Annotated in this window: 19 protein-coding genes; 12 read left to right on the plus strand and 7 right to left on the minus strand. The window is 65.1% G+C overall.

Annotation, left to right across the window (positions count from 1 at the left end):
* Positions 1–87 precede the first annotated feature (87 nt).
* Complete coding sequence (locus M1D40_RS07300) at positions 88–945, minus strand: NAD(P)H-binding protein (protein WP_461170690.1); 858 nt, start codon at positions 943–945, stop codon at positions 88–90.
* A gap of 185 nt (positions 946–1,130) precedes the next feature.
* Here M1D40_RS07300 and M1D40_RS07305 point away from each other — a divergent pair, with 185 nt between their 5' ends.
* From M1D40_RS07305 to M1D40_RS07345, 9 genes are all read left to right on the plus strand, one after another.
* Positions 1,131–1,502, plus strand: a complete 372-nt coding sequence (locus M1D40_RS07305; protein ID WP_341392745.1) for a DUF6507 family protein — start codon at positions 1,131–1,133, stop codon at positions 1,500–1,502.
* A 2-nt stretch (positions 1,503–1,504) separates the two neighbouring features.
* Positions 1,505–3,670, plus strand: coding sequence for an alpha/beta hydrolase (locus M1D40_RS07310; protein ID WP_461170691.1), 2,166 nt, complete (start codon positions 1,505–1,507; stop codon positions 3,668–3,670).
* A 55-nt stretch (positions 3,671–3,725) separates the two neighbouring features.
* Positions 3,726–4,253 carry a hypothetical protein gene (locus M1D40_RS07315; RefSeq protein WP_461170692.1) on the plus strand — a complete coding sequence of 176 codons (528 nt, stop codon included), beginning with the start codon at positions 3,726–3,728 and terminating at the stop codon, positions 4,251–4,253.
* A gap of 188 nt (positions 4,254–4,441) precedes the next feature.
* The gene (locus M1D40_RS07320) at positions 4,442–6,985 is read left to right on the plus strand and encodes an ATP-binding cassette domain-containing protein (protein WP_461170693.1); all 2,544 of its coding nucleotides are present in this window, start codon (positions 4,442–4,444) and stop codon (positions 6,983–6,985) included.
* Positions 6,986–7,148: 163 nt separating this feature from the next.
* Complete coding sequence (locus tag M1D40_RS07325; RefSeq protein ID WP_461170694.1) at positions 7,149–8,171, plus strand: zinc-binding dehydrogenase; 1,023 nt, start codon at positions 7,149–7,151, stop codon at positions 8,169–8,171.
* Positions 8,172–8,217: 46 nt separating this feature from the next.
* The gene (locus tag M1D40_RS07330; RefSeq protein ID WP_341392750.1) at positions 8,218–8,706 is read left to right on the plus strand and encodes a DUF2306 domain-containing protein; all 489 of its coding nucleotides are present in this window, start codon (positions 8,218–8,220) and stop codon (positions 8,704–8,706) included.
* A gap of 84 nt (positions 8,707–8,790) precedes the next feature.
* The gene (locus M1D40_RS07335) at positions 8,791–9,048 is read left to right on the plus strand and encodes a hypothetical protein (protein ID WP_461170695.1); all 258 of its coding nucleotides are present in this window, start codon (positions 8,791–8,793) and stop codon (positions 9,046–9,048) included.
* A 9-nt stretch (positions 9,049–9,057) separates the two neighbouring features.
* Positions 9,058–9,624: a P-loop NTPase family protein gene (locus M1D40_RS07340; protein ID WP_461170696.1), complete on the plus strand. Its 567-nt coding sequence runs from the start codon at positions 9,058–9,060 to the stop codon at positions 9,622–9,624.
* A gap of 60 nt (positions 9,625–9,684) precedes the next feature.
* Positions 9,685–9,990 carry an EthD domain-containing protein gene (locus M1D40_RS07345; RefSeq protein WP_461170697.1) on the plus strand — a complete coding sequence of 102 codons (306 nt, stop codon included), beginning with the start codon at positions 9,685–9,687 and terminating at the stop codon, positions 9,988–9,990.
* A gap of 46 nt (positions 9,991–10,036) precedes the next feature.
* Here M1D40_RS07345 and M1D40_RS07350 read toward each other — a convergent pair whose 3' ends face one another.
* The 5 genes from M1D40_RS07350 to M1D40_RS07370 form a co-directional block, all read right to left on the minus strand.
* Positions 10,037–11,818: an ABC transporter permease gene (locus tag M1D40_RS07350; RefSeq protein ID WP_461171024.1), complete on the minus strand. Its 1,782-nt coding sequence runs from the start codon at positions 11,816–11,818 to the stop codon at positions 10,037–10,039.
* A 33-nt stretch (positions 11,819–11,851) separates the two neighbouring features.
* Complete coding sequence (locus M1D40_RS07355; RefSeq protein ID WP_461170698.1) at positions 11,852–12,865, minus strand: ABC transporter ATP-binding protein; 1,014 nt, start codon at positions 12,863–12,865, stop codon at positions 11,852–11,854.
* Between the two features lie 13 nt (positions 12,866–12,878).
* Positions 12,879–13,928 carry an extracellular solute-binding protein gene (locus M1D40_RS07360; protein ID WP_461170699.1) on the minus strand — a complete coding sequence of 350 codons (1,050 nt, stop codon included), beginning with the start codon at positions 13,926–13,928 and terminating at the stop codon, positions 12,879–12,881.
* A gap of 144 nt (positions 13,929–14,072) precedes the next feature.
* Positions 14,073–15,305, minus strand: coding sequence for a M20 family metallopeptidase (locus M1D40_RS07365; RefSeq protein ID WP_461170700.1), 1,233 nt, complete (start codon positions 15,303–15,305; stop codon positions 14,073–14,075).
* The gene (locus M1D40_RS07370; RefSeq protein WP_461170701.1) at positions 15,302–16,810 is read right to left on the minus strand and encodes an MFS transporter; all 1,509 of its coding nucleotides are present in this window, start codon (positions 16,808–16,810) and stop codon (positions 15,302–15,304) included. Before M1D40_RS07370 ends, M1D40_RS07365 begins: the two co-directional genes overlap by 4 nt.
* A 109-nt stretch (positions 16,811–16,919) precedes the next feature.
* On the opposite strand from M1D40_RS07370, the gene M1D40_RS07375 reads away from it, so the two are divergent.
* The 3 genes from M1D40_RS07375 to M1D40_RS07385 are packed head-to-tail and all read left to right on the plus strand — an operon-like array spanning position 16,920 to position 19,717.
* The gene (locus M1D40_RS07375; protein WP_461170702.1) at positions 16,920–17,942 is read left to right on the plus strand and encodes an Lrp/AsnC family transcriptional regulator; all 1,023 of its coding nucleotides are present in this window, start codon (positions 16,920–16,922) and stop codon (positions 17,940–17,942) included.
* A gap of 9 nt (positions 17,943–17,951) precedes the next feature.
* Positions 17,952–18,947: a dihydropteroate synthase gene (gene folP, locus M1D40_RS07380; RefSeq protein WP_461170703.1), complete on the plus strand. Its 996-nt coding sequence runs from the start codon at positions 17,952–17,954 to the stop codon at positions 18,945–18,947.
* Positions 18,944–19,717: a pyrimidine reductase family protein gene (locus M1D40_RS07385; RefSeq protein WP_461170704.1), complete on the plus strand. Its 774-nt coding sequence runs from the start codon at positions 18,944–18,946 to the stop codon at positions 19,715–19,717. The genes folP and M1D40_RS07385 overlap by 4 nt, the downstream gene beginning before the upstream one ends.
* Here M1D40_RS07385 and M1D40_RS07390 read toward each other — a convergent pair.
* A complete protein-coding gene (locus M1D40_RS07390) occupies positions 19,714–20,280 on the minus strand; it encodes a hypothetical protein (RefSeq protein WP_461170705.1) in 567 nt (188 codons plus the stop codon). The genes M1D40_RS07385 and M1D40_RS07390 overlap by 4 nt on opposite strands.
* Between the last annotated feature and the right edge of the window lie 158 nt (positions 20,281–20,438).

Here is a 20,438-nt window from a genome sequence, read left to right on the forward strand (position 1 = left end):
CCGGCGGCTGCGGAGCGGTGTGCGGGAAGCACGCTGCCGGGACAGCCCACCTAGTCGCGTCACGCACGGCCCGGCGCTTTGCGGGCGTCATGCCCAGGACCGCAGAGTGTCGATCAGCGGTTCTGTGGGATGCCCGATCAGCTTGGAGAGCTCCCCGGAGGTGGGCGACAGTGCTCCGTCGCGCGTGTTGGCGTTGAGCAGCCCCACGAATCCGGCGGTTGCCTCGTCCAGGCCGCCGGCGATCAACTGGGCCTGCTCCTGTTCCGGGGTCAGCGCCTCGTAGCGGACGGCAGTGCCGAGCACCTCCTGCGCGGCGGCGGCGAACTCCGGATAGGTCCAGGCGGTATCGCCGGACAGCTCGTAGGCCTTGCCCTCGTGACCCGGCGTGCTGAGGACGACGGCGGCCGCTTCGGCATAGTTCTGGCGCGGCGCGCTGGCAATCCGGCCTTTCCCCACGCTGTTGGCGATGACGCCGCGGGAGCGGGCGGCATCGAAATCCTGTCGGTAGTTTTCCGTGTACCAGCCGTTGCGCAGGATCGTAGAGGGCAGGCCTGACGCCGTGATCAGCTCCTCGGTGGCCTTATGCTCCGGGGCGAGCGCGAGGACCGTGGTCGGTACGCCAAGGGCCGAGGTGTAGATCAGATGCCGGACCCCGGCGGACCTTGCCGCCTGAACAGCCGCCGCGTGCTGGCTGACGCGCCGTCCGGGTTCGCTCAGCGAGATGAGGAGCACTTTCTCGACATTCGCCAGTGTGGCTGCCAGATTGTCGGTGTCGCGGTCCAGATCGACGTACGCGGTGCGCAGGCCGCGGTCCGCGAGCCGGGAGAGGCGGTCGGAGCTTCGTCCCAGGGCGAGGATGCTGCCGGGAGGGGTGCCGCGGTCAAGCAGGGAATCGATGGTAAGGCCGCCGAGTTGGCCTGTGGCGCCGAAGACCGCAATGCTCATGGGGGTCCTTTCGGGGGTCGCCCGTGGAAACGGGTGACCCGTGCGGGTCCAAGACTGCACCGGCAGGGCCGCCTGATGCAGGGGCGGGGAGTGTTCAGCCCGGGCCCCGGCACTCGCCGGGGAGTTATCCACGGCGGCGGACCTACTCGTGGACACTTCCGCTTCCCGCCCCTAGGTTATGGGACATGGGGGAAAACTGGAACATACAGGTGTCGGGAGTGGCAGCACTGCTCAGGGACGCCGAAAACCTGCTCGCCGACTGCGAACCGGCCAAAGACGATTCCCAGAAAGCACTGAACGCGCTTGAGACAGCGCTCGTCCACTGCCCCGAACTCGCAGATGCAGTTGACCACCTGCGTTTCGAAGTCATTGCCAATGACATGACCGACATTCTTGTTCGGTGCAACAACGCGGTGCAGGCAACCCGGGAGAGCGTCAACGCCTATGCGGAGGGCGACCGGGAGATGGCGGACCGCGCCTCCAAGGCAGCTTCGCTGGCCGGGTCCGTTCCGGGGGCTCCGGCGGCAACCGGTGCCGGACATCGGATGGTCCGGTAAAGATGGACTACCTGCAGATTGACCTCTCTTCCACCCAGACCCTTCCTGATCCCGTGGTGCTTCAGGAACAGGCTCCGCTGCTGTCCGCGGCGGGTCTGGCATTCGAGGCAGGCGTTTCAGATGCCGCCGGGAAGTGGCGGGCGCTGGAGGGCCTCTACACGGGGCCGCAGGATTACCTCATCTTCCGGGCCTTCGAGATGCCCTCGCGGCAGGCCTTGGACCTGACGGAAAGCACAGCCGGTGCCGCCCGCGCCATCAATGATTTTGCTGAGGCCGTCCGGACCGTACGGAGCACAAGGTCCGAGCTGCAGAAGGACGTCACCACTGCGGAGAATGACCTGGTGTCCCTGCTCGGCAGCGAGGAAGATCCGACAGGAAGCACCTTCGAAAACGCCCTGTTCAACTACCGGTCCGAGTTCACCTCACGCGCCGTCGCCCTGGCCGCTGACTATGAACAGGCCCGGGCCTCCTGCCGGGCACTATTGTCGGGGATCGGCCGTAGCTCCTCGGATGCGCCCTCGTATTATGCTTCGGGCGCCCTCGACCTGATCAGCCACGACGCGGAGCGCCTGCACCGGCAGGCGCTGTCCCCCGAAGCCACCCCGGAGGATGTCCAGCGCTACTACGATGCACTCGCCGGGATGGACCCCGCCGGCTACCGGGCCTTTGCACAGGACTACCCGGAAGCCGCCGTCTATCCGCCGCGGATTGGTCTGGCGGCAGACCGGCAGGCGGCGTTCTGGCAGTCCCTGTCGCCGGAACAGCGGGCGGCCCTTGCCCAGGCCCTTCCCGCCGTCGCCGGAAATACGGAAGGGGTGCCGTACGGGATCCGCGCGGCGGCAAACGTCGCCGTCCTGGCCTTGGTCATGAAGCCCTCGTGGCGGGCAACCGATGCCCAGCGCGATGCGTACAAGAACATCCAGAAATCGTTGAATGAGCGTGATTCGAAGGACGCACAGACGCACCTAATCGCCTTCGATCCGGCCGACCCGCCCCTGGCCGCCGTCGCCATCGGCAACATGGACACGGCAACCAATGTGACCGTCAACGTGTCCGGGATGGGGAGTTCCGCGGAGGATATGGACGGCGCCGTGAAGGCGGCGAACAACATCTACTTGGAACAGGAATACTCCACATCCGGCCATGCCGTGGTGGCGTGGATCGGTTATGAATCGCCTGGCTACTCCGCCGAAGTGCTGTACTCCGACAAGGCCCGTACCGGCGGTGCCAAGCTTGCGACAGTGATCGACGGCTTGTACTACACCCGGGCATCAGACATCCCCTACGTGAGTATCGCCGCCCACTCCTACGGCACTACCACGGCGGCCTACGCACTGAGTCAAACCACCCACACGGTGGACTCGGTGGTGTTCTACGGCTCTGCCGGCATTGATCCGGAGGCAGCCCGGACCGCTGCCGACCTGAATGCCCGGGAAGTCTACGCGACTCAGGGTGATGCGGACGTCCTCGCCCCCGGCGGGATTGCCGGAGCGAACCTGGGCGATCCGCGGCTGAGTCCCACCGCTGAGTCATGGGGTGCAAAGGTCTTCAGCTCGGAGGACCAGGAGCATGGAGTTGTGAACGGCGGCCACGGCATGGAGGGGACAGAGGAAGAGGCCTTGCTCTGGGAGACGGAGCGCGGCGGCGGCTACCTCGACCCGGCCACCTCAAGCCTGGAGCAGATCGCGCTGGCCAGCACCGGGCACGGTTCCTCCCTGGATTTCATTCCGCAGTCCCCCATGGATGATCGAGTCGACAGCATCACTGGAACGGCCAACGACATCTATTACGGGCCGGGAAGGGCCGTGGACGGCATGCAGGTCTTGGGCCAGCACGCCGTCGACGAGTATCAGGAAGCGCAGAACAGGAGGGCTGAGATGATGCGCGACGGACTGCTGCAGGCAGGCGATGTACTGCAGGATCATTACCTGCCCGACTTTGGGCCCTATGAGCATCCATTGGACCCTCATGTCGACGAGATGCAGCGCGAAGCCATGGACGCATTGGAAGAGTCCCAGCGGCGGTTCAGTGAGACCGTGGACCGTTCGCAGAATACCTTTTCAGTACTTGTTGATGACCAGCAGAAAGCGGCAGATGACTACTTCAAGAGGCGGTTGCGTGTTCTGGAGTTCAAGGCAGGGCAGCTCGTCGAAATTTTCCGTGATTAGCGCAGGACTACTTGCCCTGCTGACCCTGAGTTCTTGTGCCCAAGGAGACCCCGCCGTGCCGAACAACAACCACTCTGCTGGCCACTCCGCGTCCGCTAGCCCCGACGCGGCCGGCGGACGCCCCGCAGACGCGATTTTCGATGATCTTATGGGTACCGCAGCGGCCGCCGTTGAGGCGACGGGTACAACAACCGGCTGGACCTATGCGGACGGCTCACCCTGGAACCCTGATGCCCCCGACATCGTCTTCAATCCGAAGCCCTGCCGGGCGACGGCCGGCGGCGCAGAGCAGCGCACGATGGAATTTCGGCTCCTCGGTCCTGCGCCGGCGGACCCCAGGACAGCAAGGGATGACATGCAGACATATCTGGAGGGTTTGGAGGATCAGGGATATGCACTGTCCCGCTCCAGCGATCCTGCCCCCGGAAGAGAGCCCAAGAACACCTATGTGGCCGGTACCAGGCGAGCAGATGGCGCCTATGTCGATTTCGGAGCGAACGACGCAGAACAGCGCCTGCACTTCGGAAGTGAATGTTCGGCACATCCGTCATTGGAGGACGAGGTCAGCGCACAGACGCGCTAGGGCACTCCGCCCTTCAAACGGGCCGTCGGGCCACGTGGCAGCGCCGAGATGGCTGATGGATTTGGATCCCCGGGTGCGGGTGCGGGTGTAGCTGCAGGTGCAGTGCGCGGCAAAAGAGGACTTACCCCGCGTGCCTCCAGCGGTCCCGCGGTAGCGTGGAAAGACGCAACAGGCAGCAGGGAGATTTCATGGCCGCACCAGCACCCGTCCGCGCGCGTCTTCAGCCGCCTGCGGCTGTCCGGATCCGCGGAGCCCGGGTCCACAACCTCAAGGATGTCGATGTGGACATCCCCCTTGACCGGCTGGTTGCCGTGGCGGGCGTATCCGGGTCAGGTAAGTCCTCGCTCGCCATGGGCGTGTTGTACGCAGAGGGGTCGCGCCGGTACATCGAGGCGCTGTCCACCTATACCCGGCGACGAATGTCGCACGCCGCCCGTGCATCCGTGGACTCGGTCCGCCACGTCCCCGCTGCTCTTGCCCTGCGTCAGCGCCCCGGCGTGCCGGGGGTCCGGTCGACGTTCGGCACTTCCACCGAGTTGCTGAACGTCCTGCGCGTGGTGTTCTCCCGGCTTGGCTCGCACCTTTGTCCCAACGGCCACAGGCTGGCCCCGACCATCGACGTCGCCGCGGACAAGGAGCTGGTTTGCCCTGAGTGCGGTGCGTCGTTCCGTCCGCCCGGTGCGGAGTCCCTGGCTTTCAATTCCGACGGCGCCTGTCCGAGGTGCGAGGGCACCGGCACGGTCCGGGAGATCGACGACGGCGCCCTGGTTCCGGATCCGGCCAAAACCATCAACGACGGAGCGGTGGCGCCGTGGGGCATGTTCGGACTGACGGTTATGCCGCAGGTGGTGGCCGAATTCGGTGTCCGCACAGACGTTCCCTACGCCGAACTCACGGAGCACGAGAAGCAGATCGTATTGGAGGGCCCGGAGGAGAAGAAGCACATCAGCGTGCCCTCGAAAAGCGGCAAACTGTTCGAGCTGAACTTTACCTACCGCAACGCCCGTCTCGCGGTCCGGGAGGCAATGAACAACGCCACCAGCGAGAAGGGCCTGGCACGGGTTTCCCGTTTTATCGTGTCGCAGACCTGTCCCGCCTGCGGAGGCACACGGCTTTCCCCCAAGGCGCTCGGGACGGAGGTTGCCGGGATCAACCTGGCGGAAGCGTCGTCAAAAACGCTGGATGAAGCACTCGCTTGGGTCTCAACGGTCCCTGGCCGGCTCCCCGCGGAGATGCGCTCCATGGCCGGGATGATCACCGCCCAGTTCCAGGACATGGCCCGGCGCCTGACCCAGCTGGGCCTGGGCTACCTGAGCCTGGACCGGGCGGGGTCAACCCTGTCCACCGGAGAGCGGCAGCGGGTGCAGCTTGCCCGTGCGGTGCGCAACGAAACCACCGGCGTGCTGTACGTGCTGGATGAGCCCTCGATCGGTCTTCATCCCGTGAACGTGGAAGGCCTGATCGGGGTGATGCGGGACCTGCTCGACGGCGGAAACTCCGTGGTGCTGGTGGACCACGACGTGCAGGTGCTGAGCGAAGCGGACTGGATGATCGAACTGGGTCCCGGCTCCGGCGCCGAAGGCGGATCCATCATTGCCCAGGGCACCATCGGCCAAATAACTGCCGATCCGGCGTCGTTGATTGGCCCTTTCCTCGGCGGCAGCGGTGACAACGCGGCGCGCGGGGACATACTGGTGCGAAAACGCACCGACGGCAGGACCCTGTGGGACAACGGAGCCGTCCGCCTTGCGACGGATCCGCTGCACACCGTCCACGCCCTTGACGTCGTGATTCCCAAGGGGCGGCTTACCGCGGTCACCGGCATGTCCGGGTCGGGGAAAACCACGCTCGTTCTCGAGAGCCTCGTGCCGGCGGTCAGGGCAGTGGAACATGGTGCGGGGATGCCGGCACACGTGTGCTCGGTCGATGCCGCCGGCCTGTCACGCGTGGATGTGGTGGATGCGACGCCGATCGGGGTGAACATCCGCTCTACGGTAGCCACGTACTCCGGCGTCCTGGACGACCTGCGCCGCGCCTACGCCGCCACGGACGCTGCGAAGGAGCACGGGCTGAAGGCGGGAGACTTCTCCTACAACACCGGATCGCTGCGGTGCCCGCGCTGCGAGGGAACCGGGCAGGTGGTCCTGGACGTACAGTTCCTGCCCGACGTCGACATCCCCTGCCCGGACTGCAACGGGACGCGCTACGCCCCGTCGGCTGACGACGTCGTCCTGCCGACCGCGAAGGGGGATTTCCCGCTGCCGGGGCTTCTCGCCCTGACCGTGCGTGAAGCGCGGGAGGCCCTGGCAGGGCTGCCCAAGGTACGCCGGAAGCTGCAGACCCTCATCGACCTCGGACTCGGTTACCTGACCCTGGGGGAGGACACTCCGGCTCTCTCCGGCGGGGAAGCCCAGCGCCTCAAGCTCGCCGGGGAACTGGGCCGGGACCAGTCGGGCACCCTGTTTGTCCTGGATGAACCCACCGTCGGCCTCCATCCCCTGGATACCCGGGTGCTGATTCGTGTGCTGGACCGGCTCCTGGCCAAGGGCGCCACGATCGTCGTGATTGAACATGACCTGGACCTGATAGCCAACGCTGATCACGTCATTGACATGGGTCCGGGCGGCGGTGCCGCGGGCGGGCGCATCGTTGCCACCGGTGCGCCCGACGACGTCGCCGGGAACCCTGCCAGCAGCACCGGCGGCTACCTCCGGGAACACCTGCGCCGCTGACCTGCCCGCACCGCTGACCTGCCCGCACTGCGTATCACCCGCACTCCGTCTCAGGGGTCTTGTGCTGCGGACCGAACCTGTCCGCAACGGGACCTACTGTGATGCTTGTCCGGCAGGCGCCGGCAGCCAAATGTACAGCAGTCATCCTGAGCAAAGGTGCCCCATGAGCAACCCGCACGCAGCCGCAGTCCGTGAAGTTTTCCTCACCGGCCACCGCACCGGACGCGCCGTCGCGCCGTCGCACTTCCTGGCGGTCCGGGAATCCCCGCGTCCGGCACTGCAGCCGGGACAGGTCAGGGTGCGGAACGACTTCCTGCAGCTGACCGCCGTGATGGCTGACCTGATGACGGAGGAGCCCGGGCTGCCCATGCCGGCCTATCCGGTGGGCGAGCCGCTGTGGGGCGGAGCAGTGGGAACGGTTGTCGAGTCCGCCGGCAGTCTCGCGCCCGGAACGGTGGTGCAGCATATGAACGGCTGGCGGGAGGAAACCAGCGGTGATGCTTCGCTGTTCTATCCGGTGCCGGTGGAAGTGCTGCCCGCTCCGGAGTACGTCCTGAACCAGGGGGCTACCGCGTATCACGGCATGGCAGAGGTAGCCGCTGTGGGGGAGGGTGACGTCGTCTTCGTGAGCGGAGCTGCCGGGGGAGTGGGATCCCTTGCCGGCCAGATCGCGAAGGCCCGCGGCGCGCGGAAGGTGATCGGCAGCGCGGGCAGCCCGGAGAAGGTGAAGTACCTTGTGGAGGAACTGGGCTTTGACGCCGGCATCAACTATCGGGAGGGACTGGTCCGTGAGCGGCTCGCGGAGCTGGCCCCCGGAGGAATCAACGTCTTTTTCGACACGGTGGGCGGAAGCCAGTTCGAGGCGGCCGTACAGGCAGCGGCACAGCATGCCAGGTTTGCCCTGTGCGGGGCGCTCGCAGGCCAGATCGACGGCGGGACCGGAGGTTTTCCGCGCCTGGACATCATGACGGCGATCGTCAAGCAGTTGAGGATTCTGCCGTTCGCCACCCTGCACACTTCCGAACAACTGGCAGCGTGGGGAGCGCACTACGGCCGGTGGCTGGCGGAGGGGAAGCTGGTTTTTCCGCACACCATCATTGATGGCGGACTGGATGCGGCGCCGGCGGCGCTGGACGCGCTTCTCGACGGCCGCTACCGGGGCAATGTCGTGGTTCGCCTCCACTAGATACTGCCCCTATCCATGGCTGGATAGTAGGACTATCCTTCGAGGCATGGACTGGAACCTGCTTATCGCGACCCACGCCGTCGCTGCCCTTTATGCCCTTGCCATTGGGCCGATCAATATCCTGCGCCGGCGGCGGGACAGAACCCACCACGTCCTCGGGTACACCTGGGCGGGAGCGATGTACTACGTCTGCCTCAGCAGTTTCTGGATCGTGTCCGACGGTCACTTCAGCTGGCTCCACGGGTTGTCTGCGTTCACGATCGTGACGGTCAGTCTCGGCATCCTGGCAGCGGTGCGACGGAACATCCGGTGGCACATGATGAACATGATCGGCAGCTATTTCGGATTGGTTGTCGCGTTCATCTTCGCCACGATCGTTCCGTCGCGCGGCATTCCGCGGCTCCTCGTCAGCGATCCGCTGACAGCCGGGCTGGTCGCAGCCTTTGTTCTCGGCAGCGTCATCAGCCTTTATGGCGTTCTGAAGCCCAGAAAGCGACGCCGGCGGCCGGTTGTCCGGCCCGCCGCCAACAGCTGAGGCGGGATCAGTGTCTGAGCAAGCTTCGGCGCCGGTCAGACACGTTCAAGCGGCAGGTGCTGTCCGGCCGGCAGTTCGACCCGGATGGCATCGCGGACCGAGACCAGGCGCCACATCGAAACCCTCGACCCTCAAATTCTTCAAAAGCTCGACGGCGATGAGGTGGACCTGCCGCAGGTTCGGCTGGGTCGGATCTGCCCGCACCCGGGAGCGGTGCTGCACGGTGGTGCCGGAGTGGGCATTTTGAGCGTGGCGGCGATTCCCGCATCGCTGTTGCTGTTGCGGATGGCAGATGTGGCAGTGCAACTCGTTGAGTCCCGCCGTCGCCACGGCCCGGCGTAGATTGGTTCCATGGCTTCCACCCCTGCACAGCGTGTCCTCTTCCACGGCGTGACCGGAAGCGGAAAAACGACCGCGGCACGGGCCTACGCGCAGGCGGCGGGTTTGCCGCTGTACCCGTACGACGACGTCGTCGGCTGGCTTCCGGGGTGGCAGCAGCGTCCGGTGGAGGAACAGCTGCAGATGACGGCAGCCATCGCGGCGGGGGACCGGTGGGTTGTGGACAGCGCCTACGCGTCCGTCCGTGAACTGCTGTTGGCCAGAGCCGAACTCGTCGTCGCATTGGATTATCCGCGGTGGCTGTCCCTGGGCCGCCTGCTGCGCAGGACCGTCCGCCGCTGCCTCACCGGGGAGCTGATCTGCAACGGCAACACCGAGACCTGGCGTCTGGTCCTGTCCCGGGATTCGATCATCGTGTGGCACTTCCGCAGCTTCGCCGCCAAGCGTAAGTCGCTGGCGGCGATGAGGGCGGATCCGGGTATGCCGCCCGTCATCAGCTTCCGGCGTCCCCGGGATCTCGAGGCCTGGATCGCCGAGGCCGGGCAGGCAACCGGGGCGGCCGAAATCTCCGGACGGTAGACAATCTGTCCCGGCACCTTAGAGACTTCTCCCACCGCCAACCCCGAAAGGATGAGCAGCATGCCCACCAAGATCACGTTTGTCATCGACAACCCGTCAGACCCCGAGGCCTTCGAGGCTGCCTACAAAGGAATCGCGGCCAGCGCCAAACAGCTCCCGAAGCTGCAGCGGTACGAGGCCGGAAAGGTCTGGCCGAAGGAGAACGGCACTCCCACTCCCGCCCACCGGACACTGGATCTGTACTTCGGCAGTTACGAGGACGCTTCAGCCGCCGTGACAACGCCTCCGTTCGCGGACCTTATGAGCCAGTTGAAGGGAACCGAAACCACCTTCCGCGCCCTGTTCTCGGAGGTGGAAGACAGCTAGAGGGCGCACGGCCGGTATCAACTCATACATCGGCAGCGCCTGAGCCCTACAATCGGGTCAGCCTGTCATCCTCTGCTGGCTTCTCCTCGCGGACCTGGGTGGCAGGCTGCGCGGGAGCATCCGGAAGCACGACAGCCGGGCGGCGTTTTTTGCTCTTTACCGACCGGCCGTACACCAGGTACATGGTGGTGCCCATGATGATCATCAGCAACACGGTGTAGACAAAGGTCAGGGCCATGGCATCGCTGATGTTCTCGCCCTGGGTGCTGTTCTTAATCACGATGCCAAGGGGCTCGTACAGCGGGTGGTAGAGGAATACAGCAGTGTCGTAATCGTCCAGCAGGCTGTTGAAGTTGAGGGCCGTGATAGCCGCGGCTGTCGGCAGCACAATGGGCAGCAGCACCCGGCGGAAGGTGTACAGCGACTTGGCCCCGAGGATCGAGGCGGCGTCCTCGAGGGAATCGCTGATCGAATAGAACGCTGCCTTGAGCATGCGCAGCGTAAAGGGGATCTTGATAATGATGTACGCGGCCAGCAGCACCAGCACCGTACCGGTCAGCACCTGGCCGCCCAGGAACGGTGACGGGCGGTCGAACGTCATGATCAGGCCCAGAGCAATCAGGGTAGAGGGCAGGATCCAGGGAATGTGCAGCAGGTACTCAAAGGCCGCGGTGACCGGGTTGCGGAACTTCTGCACCATCCGGGCCACAAACAATAGGCCACCGACGACGACGACGGCGGCCACCGCGCTGTACACCAGGCTGACGGCGAACGGCCGGAAGGCTGACTGGTCCGTGAACACGGTGATGTAGTTGTCGAGGGTAAACCGGTCCCAGGACAACGTGGCCGATGAGATGCTGGCGGTATCAGTGAAGGAGAAGACGACAATCAGCAGGATCGGCAGGGAGTAAACCAGGAACAGTGCGTATGCGGCCACATGGACCAGAGCGTTGGCAATCGGGTTTTCGATCTTCTGCTTTTTCATTCCCGCGGAAACCTTGGACACCGAGAAGTAGGTCCCGCCGCGCTCTACCCGGCTCATGATTGCCAGCATCACCACAGTCGCGAGGCCGAGGATCAGGGCAAGGAGGGCAGCGATGTCGCGGGAGGTGGTTGATCCGGAAAAGGTGAGGATCATCGGGCTGATGGTTTGGAAGTTTTCACCACCGAGCACCTGCGGCGCGGTCAGTGCGCTCAGGCCGCCCAGGAAAACCAGAATGGTGATGGCGAAGAGCATGGGCCGCATCATGGGCAGCACGATCCGCCAGAGAATGCGCAGCGTCGAAGCACCCATGTTCCGGGCGGCCTCGATCGTTTGGTAATCCACTTTGCCCAGCGCAGAGGAAAGGAACAGCATGTGGTTGGAGGTGGTGGAGAAGGTCATCACGAATACCACCGCGAAGAAGCCGCTGAACCAGGCAGGGTCCAGGCCTGGAAACCAGCCCAGGAGCAGATTGGTGACGAAGCCGTTCTGGCCGTAGATGAACTTGTATCCGGCCACCAGGACGATTCCGCCGTAGATCAGGGTGGTGGCATAGCCGAGCCACAGGATGCGTGCCCCGCGGATGTCGAAGTACTGGGTCACCAGCACGATGAAGATGCCTACGGCATTCACCGTCACGGACAGGACCACGGCCAGGATGAAACTGTTTGCCAGGCTCTTCATGGCCCTGTCGGAGCTCAGCAGCTTCTCGACGGCACGGCCGGAGAACTCGCCTTTGGGAAAGAAGGTTTCGGTGAGCAGGTTGATGTTTGGCAGGATTAGGAAGGTGCCGATAAACCACACCAACACCACTGAGGTGGCGATGACGAGCGGGGAGCGCCACATACCCTTGAATGAAGTTTTCACGGCCGGTGCCCCCTAGTACTGGAGAACGTTTGTCGGATCGATGAACAGGTCCACCGAGGTGCCCGGGTCCATCCGGGTCAACCCGTTCTCTGTGACCAGTGCTTTGATCCGGTTGCCTCCTGCTGTGACCGTGTACCGCGAATGCATGCCGTGGTAGCTGCGGGCTGACACCGTGCCGTTGACCTTCACCGCTCCCGGTCCGGCCGTCAGCGGATCCAGCGACACCTTCTCCACCCGAAGGTAGGAGTTCTTGGCCGGATCCAGGGCCGCCGTTGAACGGTCATTGAGCCGGCGGACCAGTTCGGTGTCCAGCACGTTGATGTCGCCGATGAAGTTGCAGACAAATTCGGTCGCTGAACGTTCATAAATTTCCTGCGGCGGACCCACCTGTTCCACCACTCCCTTGTTGAACACGGCAATGCGGTCGGACATGGTGAGGGCCTCGTCCTGGTCATGAGTGACATAGACCGTGGTGATCCCGAACTGGCTCTGCAGATCCTTGAGCTGGCCGCGCAGCTGAACCCGCAGCTTCGCATCAAGATTGGACAGCGGCTCGTCCAGCAGCAGGATCTTGGGTTTGAGCACCAGCGCGCGGGCGATGGCCACACGCTGCTGCTGCCCGCCGGAGAGTTCCGCGACGTTTTTGCTCAGCTGCTCGTCACTGAGCTCCATCTGTCCGGCGATCTCCCGGACGAGCCGGTCCGTATCAGCCTTGGATTCTTTGCGAACCTTCAATCCAAAGGCAATGTTCTCCCAGACATTCATGCTGGGAAAGAGCGCATAGTTTTGGAACACCATGCCAATACTGCGCTTGTCGCTCGAGAGGTGGGTGACTCGCTTGCCGTCAACGAACACGTCTCCGCCGCTGGGACTGATGAAGCCCGCCAGAGTGCGCAGCGCCGTCGTCTTGCCGCAACCGGACGGACCCAGGAGGGTGAAGAATTCACCCTCCTGGATTTCGAGATCCAGTTGTGGAATGGCGACGAAGTCGTCGAAGGAAACTTCAATGCTGTCGTACCGGATCATGGGTCTGTTCCTGTCAGGGCATGTATTCGAGTTCGATTTTTTCTACCCACTGCGAGATGTTGTCGCGGACGAATTCCCAGTCCATGTCCTGCGGGGGAATGGCGTCGTAGGCTGCGAGAACCTCCGGATCGGTCATTTCTATAGCCTTCTGATTGGCCGGAAGGCTCTTGAACTCAACTGCGAAAGCACCCTGAACATCGCCGCTGCCGAACCAGTTGATGAAGCGCTCAACTTCGGCCTGCTTGTCGGTGCCCTTGATGATGCCGACCTGCTCCACAGCGTAGGGAACACCAATTTCGGGTTCCATGACGCCGGCCGAAACTCCGTACTGGGTTTCGCGGGCCGGAATGCCGCTGATGGTCATTTGTCCCATGTCCACTGTGCCGGCTGCCATCCGGGCAAACAGGTCTTCGCCTTCGACAGCCTTGGAGCCGTTTTCAAAGTATCCGCGGACCTGTTCCCAGCCCTCATCGGATATGCCGAGGTCTCCGGACTCGTCCGCGTACCGTGTCAGGATGCTGGCCATGATGATCTGCTGCGTGGCGCCGGCGAGGGTGCTGACCGACTCGTAGCGTCCCTTGTACTGTTCGTCGCTCCACAGGTCCGTCCAGTCGGAGGGCGCCTCTGCCTCGGGGACGGCTGCTGTGTTGTACGCCAGGACAATGCCCTGCTGGACCAGCGGCCAGAAGGTCTCTCCGTCACCCAGGCTCTCGTCCACGTCGCCTGACCATTCTGGAGTGTAGGGCTCCAGGAGCTCCTCCGCCTTGATCTGTTCGAAGTACATGTTGTTCAGACCGAAAACGACGTCGGCAACCGGGTTGCCGCCTTCGGCGATGATGCGGTTCGTGAGGTCGGCACCGCCGAGCCCCACAATCTCCAAGTCGAACCCGGCTTCGGCAGCCTGGGCCTCAAGCCATTCGCCCTTGCCGTCGGAATTGGAATTGGTATAAACCACCAGCGTGGCGCCTTCGGAGCCGCCTTCGTTGCTGGACGCGGTAGAGCTGCCGCAGCCGGTGAGCAGCAAAGCCGCTGCCAGTCCGGCGCCGATGAATTTGGTACGCACGTCGTCGTGTCCTCTCTGTCCCCCCGGCGGAGCGCCGCGATGGCCTGAACCTATCACTGAGCGGGTTCGGCATAGATTCGGCGCGGCGAGTCGTGCAGGTAATTTCCGCTGCGCTCAATGACCGAGGGCGGGCCTTCCCGCCGCTTACCCCGCCGCCCGGGGATTCGTTTCCTCCTGAACTGCGGTTCGGGCTAACCGGGCATCCTGAAGCGATGCCCGCAGCGGCGCATCCGCGGCTGCATCGGCAGCGGTCCAAGCCAGAGCCAGTGCTGCATCCATCACCGCGGCATCGGCCGCCGGGCCGGAGGTTTCCTCGGCGAAGGCTGCCGTGTGGGGCATTCCGCGGGCTCCGCGGACGGCGATGACGGGATGGATGGCAGGCATCACCTGCGACACGTTGCCCATGTCGGTCGATCCGCCTCCGCCTCCCGACGGCGGACGCACCAGCGTGCGGCCGGTTGCCGTCAGGTTTTGGTTCCACAGCCGGAGCAGTTCTTCATGTTGGCGTACGGGAAGGTAGGCGGGGGAGCGCTGGTCCACCGACCAGGTGCATCCGGTGGCCAAGGCGGCACCCTCGCAGGCAAGGAGCACCCGGTGCACGGCGTCGTTTTGCACGTGCACATCGTTGGCCCGGACTTCAAGGGACAGTTCCGCATGGTCCGGAATGACGTTTATGGCGGACCCTCCCGCCGCAAGGAGCGCATTGATCCGGACGCCGTCGGGCAACTGCTGGCGCAGCAGGCCGATGGCGACCTGCGCCACCGTTGCCGCGTTCAGGGCATTGACGCCGTCAGCTGGCGCAGCCGCAGCATGGGATGCCTTACCGGTGAAGGTCACGGTAAACCGGTTGCAGCCCTGGGACGACGTACCGCTGCAGTCGATATCCGTTCCCGGCGTGGGGTGTGCCATCAGGGCAATGTCGGCCTGCGCAAAGGCGCCGGCATCCAGGAGAAGGGCCTTGCCGCCGCCCTCTTCCTCGGCCGGCGTTCCCAGGACAATGACGGTGAGGTCCAGGTCCGTTGCCGCCGCGGCGAGCGAGAGGGCGGCGCCGACGGCGGAGGCAGCGATGATGTTGTGTCCGCAGGCATGCCCAATTTTCGGCAGGGCGTCATATTCGGCGCAGATCAGCACCCGAAATGACCCCGTGCCGTAGACGGCTTCCACAGCGGTGGGCAGGCCGTAGCAGCCAACAGTGGTTGCAAACCCTGCGTCCCACAGGGCGGCAGCCACGCGGGCAGCTGACCGGTGCTCCTCGAACGCCACCTCCGGATCTTCGTGCAGCTGTGCAGACAGCGCCAGAACAGCGGGCCGGTGCTTGGCCAGACGCGCCCGGATGGCAGCCTTCGCGGCGGCGGCGGCGGCCGTCGTCGTGCTCATACGGCGCGTTCCTCCTCTGCCGGCCGGGAGGATGCTGTCGCCGGACCAGCTGCTTGCGCAGGGGGCGCGACCGTTCCCGCATCATTCCGAAACCGCAGCGCCACCAGCGCCAGGGCCAGCGACAGCGCCGCACAGAGGCCCCAGACCACGAGATAGGAGGCATTGGCGGAAGCGGTGGTGCTTTCGCCGTCGATCTGGAGGGTGACCAGGAAGGCGGACATGACCAGGGCAAACACCGCGCCGCCCACGGATCCGGCAGCCGTCCGTGACGTGTTGTAGAGCGCGGAGGCGACGGCGACGGAGTCCTCGGGCGACTTTCTCACCACGATGGCAGGCAGGACGCCGAGAATCAGGCCGTTGCCGAAGGCGCCAACCAGCATTGCGGCGAGGAAGGGCATGGTGGCGGTGGCGAAGCCGATCATGGCCACATAGGAGACGATGGCGAGCAGCGATCCCAGGACCACCGTGGACTTGGCGGTGATGCGGGCGGCGATCCGGTCGCCGAGCGTTGCGCCGGCAAAGGTGGCCAGCGCGAGGACCAGGAACAGGAGGCCAACGCTGCCCGGGGACAGGCCAAGGCCGAAACCGTGGGTTTCCGGATCGGTGAGGATGAACAACGAGCCGGCGGTCTGCGAGCCGAACATCTGGGCGCCGAACAGGGCGGCCGCCAGGATGGGCAGGCCGATGCCTGACGTCGTGAGCACTTTGAGGTCGACGAGCGGATACGTCACCTTGCGTTCAACCTGCAGCCACAGAGCCAGCAGCGCCAAACCGAGCACAATGGAGCCGATGGTCAGGCCCGGACCCCAGCCCCAGTTGCTGGCGTTCGCGATGCCCAGCAGGGCGGACAGCAGCCCGGTGGTGAGCAGGGCGGCGCCGGGCCAGTCCACGCTTCCGGCGCTGCGGGTGGTGGTTTCGGGCACCAGCCAAGCGACGACGGGAATACAAAGGAACATGAAGACGGCCGGCGCCAGCAGGACCACGGTCAGGTTATCGATCATGGCGAGCAGGATGCCGGACACCATGGCGCCGATGGCACCGCCCACGGTGAGCGCGCCGACCAGCTTGGCGATGCTGCGGCTGGCGGTTTCCGCGTTCCTGCTGCGGACAATGGCGAACTCCAGCGGCAGGAAGGCACCCAGCGGCGCCTGCAGCGCGCGTCCCAGCAGCAGCACGCCGAAGCTGGGCGCAAACGCGACAACCACCGAGCCCACGGCCACCAGGCTCACGGTGATGAGCAGCAGCCGTTTGTGGCCGTAGAGGTCACCGAGCTTGCCGATGATCGGCACAAACGCGACGGTCATCAGCAGGTAGACCACGCTGACCCAGTTCAGGGCCGCGTCACCCACGGAGAAATCATCGCCGATACGGGCCAGCAGCGGCGGAAACCAGCCCTGCAGCAGCCCGGAGCCGAACTCCATGACAACAAGGAAGCCGACGGCGCCGCCGGCAGCCCTGGTGCCCCTGCCTAGCGTGGTGCTGCTGGTATTGGGGGAGGACTTCATACTCATCCGTTCTCGGTAGGTATGGTGCGCGGTGGTAACGTCCTCAAAATACCGACGGTGTCCGTATCGCCGACCGATTTGCAGAATACGCCGTAAAAATGAGGATGTTATGCCAGATAGTTCACTAAGTGCGCTGGATCTTCGCATTGTTAACGCACTGCAGATTGCTCCACGGGCGGCGTGGTCCCAGCTGGCCCCGATCCTTGGTGCCGACGCGGCCACGCTTAACCGCCGGTGGAGGGACCTGTATGCGAGTGGAACAGCCTGGATCAGCACCTTCGATCCGGACAGCTGGGAGGCGGGAGCGCTGGTGGAGATCAACTGCCACTCGGGGGCCAACCTGCGGGTGGCGGCGGCCCTGGCGGAAACCCCTGAAGCGATCGGCGTGGATCTCACGGCGGGCGGCCGCGACATCGTGGCCACGATTGCCCCTCCAAGCGCGGGAGACTTGTGGACGTATCTGTTGGAGGAACTGCCGAGGATCGAGGGCATTGAGTCCACGCACAGCCATCCCATTGCACGAAACGTTTATGACGGCAGCGCCTGGCGGGTCCGTGCCCTGGACGCCCTGGAGACGCAGCAGGTCCAGGCGCTGGCGGTTCCGGGTCGAGGCCGGGGAGCTGGCCGGAAAATAGAACTGGAACGGGAGATTACCGGCGTGCTGAACTCAGACAGCCGGGCCTCGGCGACGGAGATCGGGGCCGTCCTGGGGGAGAGCCCGCGCCACGTCCGGGAAACCCTGGCCCAGATGAGCGCCGCAGGGCGGCTGCAGCAGCGGACTGATCTGGTGCGCGCCGTCTCGGGCTGGCCGGTGAGTGCCTGGTATTTCCTGCGGGTTCCTGCCTCCAAGCTCGACGGCGTCACCGCCCGCCTGCAGCATCTGGATGAGCTGCGGCTGGTGTCCCACACCGTGGGGCCGTACGACCTGATCATGGGTGTATGGCTGAAGAGCCTTGCGGAGGTTCAGCGGCTCGAAAAGCATCTGGAGGTGAAGCTCCCCGGTGTGTCCACCGCTGACCGTTCGGTGGTGCTTCGGAGTGTGAAGCAGTTCGGGCAGATCCTGGATCACCGCGGGTACGCCACGGGCCGGAACAATTCAGTGCCTGCTCTGCGGAATCGGCTGCAGCCTTAGGATGCAACCATGAGTTTCTACAGCGCGGCACCGTACGCCGCGACCAGTCCGGGTGTCCCGGAAGGCGGCCCCGAAGGCGTCCTGCCGGTGGGATCCTACCAACCGCCGCTGCTGCACCCGATCCATTCGATAGGGCAGCGCACCCTGGATTTCCGCCGTCGGGTTGCCCTGATGGCCGTCATTAACCGGACCCCGGATTCCTTTTACGACGCCGGCGCCACCTTTGCGCTGGACGCTGCAGTCACGGCGGCGGTGCAGGCGGTCGGCGACGGCGCGGACTGGGTCGACATCGGCGGCGTACCGTTCGCCCCGGGTCCGGCCCTGGGCGCCGCCGAGGAAGCAGCCCGGGTGGTTCCGGTGATCAAGGCTGTCAGGCAACGCTCCGACGTCATCATCTCCGCTGACACTTTCCTGCCGGCTGTGGCCGAGGCGGCCATCGAGGCCGGAGCCACTGTCATCAACGACACGACGGGCCTCTCCAATCCGGACCTGGCCCGTGTCGCCGCAGACGCGGGAGTGCATCTGGTGATCACCCACAGCTTGGCGGCACCGCGCACTGCATATCCGCGTCCGCTGTACGGCGACGTGGTGGCCGAGGTTGCGGAGTTCCTGTACCGGCGCACCGGATACGCGCAGGATTTGGGTGTGCCTCCGGAGAAGATCATCATCGATCCGGGCCACGACCTGAATAAGAACACGCTCCATTCCCTCGAGCTCACCCGCCGCCTCGCCGAGATCGCAGCCCTGGGCTATCCGGTGCTGGCAGCTGTGTCCAACAAGGATTTCATCGGTGAAACCCTCGATGCCCCCAAACAGGAGCGTGTTGAGGGGTCCCTTGCGGCGGGCGTTGCCAGCATCATGAACGGTGCCCGCATCCTCCGGATGCACAACGTGGCTGCCGCATCCAGAGCCATCAGGATGACCGAAGCGATCCTCGGGTGGCGGGATCCGGCATACCTCCGCCACAACATGGGCGACGCCAACGAGCCGGCCGTGCCGGCATGACCACGCGCATTACCGCCGCCGGCTTCGACAGGGAGCTCAGCGACGAACAGCTCATGGCGGCATATGCCTGGGATGATTCCGCGGTGCCGACGCGCCGGCCGTTCTTCCGGTTCAACTTTGTGGCGTCCGCTGACGGTGCCGCGGCGCTTGACGGCCGCTCCGGCGGGCTCGGCGACGGGGCGGACCACCGGGTGTTTGAGCTGCTCCGGCAGACCGCCGACGTCATCCTGGTTGGCGCGGGAACGGTGCGGGCCGAGGGCTACTCCGGGGAACTCCTGGCACCGGCCGGGCAGCTGTGGCGTGCCGGGCGCGGAATGACTTCCCACCCCGGGCTGGCGATTGTTTCCGGCTCACTGGATCTGGATCCTGACAGTGCGTTGTTCCGGGAAGCGCCCGTCCGCCCTCTGCTTTTGACAGTGGCCGCCGCCCCAGCGGAACGGCGGACGGCACTGGCGGGAGTCGCCGACGTCGTTGTGGCGGGGGAGCGGACGGTGGAGCCGGAGCAGGCGGCGCGCGTGCTCGGCGGCCGCGGTTTTCACCGGGTCCTGTGCGAGGGCGGCCCGCAGCTTTTCGGGTCCTTCCAAGCCGCGGGCCTGGTGGATGAGCTGTGCCTGACCGTGAGTCCGCTGCTGACGGCCGGCACAGCGCCCCGGATTACAGCGGGAACGCCGGAGATTGCGCCGCACCGTCTGAACCTGGTGCACGTCCTTCGCGGCGGCGACACGTTGCTTCTGCGGTACGCCGATGGCGGGGCCGCCGGGCGTAACTAAGCTTCGACGTCGTAAACCATGGCCGGGTCCCGCGAGAGGATGCGGTCGCGCATTTGGACCTTGAGGACCTCCAAGCAGGCCAGCTCCACAGGAGTCTTGTCCGGCTTGGCCGTGAGCGCGATGAACTCGTCCGTAACGATGCCGTCGTTTCGGATTACGCAGGTGACTCGTGCTTCGCCGGCGCTGATCTCGAAGACGTAGCGGGCCAGGGTGTTGCCGCGCTCCGGCCGGGCGAGCTCAGGGATCACGGAGTAGCGGTCGCCGGTGACCGCACGGGTGACGAGCTCAAAGGCGTCCCGGGCGCCGGGTCCTCCGAACGGAGTGCGAACGCGGATTTCGCCGCGCTCAACACGGCCTCCCGGGATACGGGCAGCCAGTTCCGGCAGTGCTCGCCCCAGTGCGGCAAAGGCGTGCGCAACGCCGCCGGGAAAGCCCGGCCCGTGGTACTTCATGCAGTCGGCAAAGGTGAAGCTCAGCTGTACGCCGTCCTCCCAGACGGTGAGGGCGCGGTCAGGGTTCGGAACCGGTGTCGGTTCGGGGCGGTTGGCTGCTGCGTTTGTCATTCGGGCGTCTCGATTTCGGTGCTTTGGTTTTTGTTCGGGGCGGATCTGTCGGCGTCGGCTGATGGCCGGCGCCGTCGTCGGTACGAGCTGGAGCGGCAGTCGCAGTAGGCCGATTCGGGCAGAAAAACCGTATCAGGCGCCGGAATACGTGACCTAAA

The sequence above is a fragment of the Arthrobacter sp. Z1-15 genome, assembly GCF_054792395.1.

What these genes read in the sequence shown, in the direction of transcription:
- M1D40_RS07355 (WP_461170698.1), bottom strand. Translation starts at nt 12,865, where the DNA reads ATGATCCGGTACGACAGCATTGAAGTTTCCTTCGACGACTTCGTCGCC.
- M1D40_RS07345 (WP_461170697.1), top strand. Translation starts at nt 9,685, where the DNA reads ATGCCCACCAAGATCACGTTTGTCATCGACAACCCGTCAGACCCCGAG.
- M1D40_RS07365 (WP_461170700.1), bottom strand. Translation starts at nt 15,305, where the DNA reads ATGAGCACGACGACGGCCGCCGCCGCCGCCGCGAAGGCTGCCATCCGG.
- M1D40_RS07325 (WP_461170694.1), top strand. Translation starts at nt 7,149, where the DNA reads ATGAGCAACCCGCACGCAGCCGCAGTCCGTGAAGTTTTCCTCACCGGC.
- M1D40_RS07335 (WP_461170695.1), top strand. Translation starts at nt 8,791, where the DNA reads ATGGCATCGCGGACCGAGACCAGGCGCCACATCGAAACCCTCGACCCT.
- M1D40_RS07390 (WP_461170705.1), bottom strand. Translation starts at nt 20,280, where the DNA reads ATGACAAACGCAGCAGCCAACCGCCCCGAACCGACACCGGTTCCGAAC.
- M1D40_RS07340 (WP_461170696.1), top strand. Translation starts at nt 9,058, where the DNA reads ATGGCTTCCACCCCTGCACAGCGTGTCCTCTTCCACGGCGTGACCGGA.
- M1D40_RS07320 (WP_461170693.1), top strand. Translation starts at nt 4,442, where the DNA reads ATGGCCGCACCAGCACCCGTCCGCGCGCGTCTTCAGCCGCCTGCGGCT.
- M1D40_RS07305 (WP_341392745.1), top strand. Translation starts at nt 1,131, where the DNA reads ATGGGGGAAAACTGGAACATACAGGTGTCGGGAGTGGCAGCACTGCTC.
- M1D40_RS07310 (WP_461170691.1), top strand. Translation starts at nt 1,505, where the DNA reads ATGGACTACCTGCAGATTGACCTCTCTTCCACCCAGACCCTTCCTGAT.
- M1D40_RS07385 (WP_461170704.1), top strand. Translation starts at nt 18,944, where the DNA reads ATGACCACGCGCATTACCGCCGCCGGCTTCGACAGGGAGCTCAGCGAC.
- folP (WP_461170703.1), top strand. Translation starts at nt 17,952, where the DNA reads ATGAGTTTCTACAGCGCGGCACCGTACGCCGCGACCAGTCCGGGTGTC.
- M1D40_RS07375 (WP_461170702.1), top strand. Translation starts at nt 16,920, where the DNA reads ATGCCAGATAGTTCACTAAGTGCGCTGGATCTTCGCATTGTTAACGCA.
- M1D40_RS07350 (WP_461171024.1), bottom strand. Translation starts at nt 11,818, where the DNA reads ATGTGGCGCTCCCCGCTCGTCATCGCCACCTCAGTGGTGTTGGTGTGG.
- M1D40_RS07330 (WP_341392750.1), top strand. Translation starts at nt 8,218, where the DNA reads ATGGACTGGAACCTGCTTATCGCGACCCACGCCGTCGCTGCCCTTTAT.
- M1D40_RS07300 (WP_461170690.1), bottom strand. Translation starts at nt 945, where the DNA reads ATGAGCATTGCGGTCTTCGGCGCCACAGGCCAACTCGGCGGCCTTACC.
- M1D40_RS07370 (WP_461170701.1), bottom strand. Translation starts at nt 16,810, where the DNA reads ATGAAGTCCTCCCCCAATACCAGCAGCACCACGCTAGGCAGGGGCACC.